The 577-nt window shown below is 69.8% G+C and carries 1 protein-coding gene; it reads right to left on the bottom strand.

Translation table 11 applies throughout. From position 1 onward, the window contains the following. The coding region (locus H8B02_RS47670; RefSeq protein ID WP_229172570.1) for an NAD(P)H-hydrate epimerase at window positions 1-577 on the bottom strand (577 nt) is incomplete at both ends.

Consider the following 577-nt stretch of genomic DNA (forward strand, 5'->3'; position numbering starts at 1 on the left):
CCCGGTCGAGGCGATATCACCCGACACCACGACGGCGTGGCCCCTTGCGTATTTGTGGCCGTCGATCCGCGGCACCGGAAACGACCATCGCCAGGCCTGCGGCAAATTCTCCACGGTCAGCGGCTTGATCTCGTCGAGCACCTGCGCCGCGATGCCGATGTCCGCGACGCGCACCCGGCCGCAATACATCCGGCCCGGCAGCAACAGGTGCGCCGGCTTCTTGCGGAAGAAGGTGACGGTTTCGGTCGCCTGCACGGCCGCGCCCATGACAGCGCCCGTGGTGCCGTTGATTCCGCTCGGCAGGTCGACCGCCAGCACCGGCGTACCGTTGGCGTTGATGGCCGCGATCATCTCCAGCGGGTCGCCCTTGACCGGACGATTGAGCCCGGCGCCGAACAGCGCGTCGATGATCAGCGCCGGCTTGCCGAGCGCCTGCGGGTTGAACGGCAGCACCGGATATTTCCAGCCCTTCGCCGCCAGCGCCGCGTCGCCCTGCAGGCTGTCGCGCTCGCAGGGCAGGATCACCGACACCTCGCGGCCGCGCGCGGCGAGCTCGGCGGCGGCGACAAAGCCGTCG

Source organism: Bradyrhizobium altum (genome assembly GCF_020889705.1).
Lineage (GTDB): Bacteria > Pseudomonadota > Alphaproteobacteria > Rhizobiales > Xanthobacteraceae > Bradyrhizobium > Bradyrhizobium altum.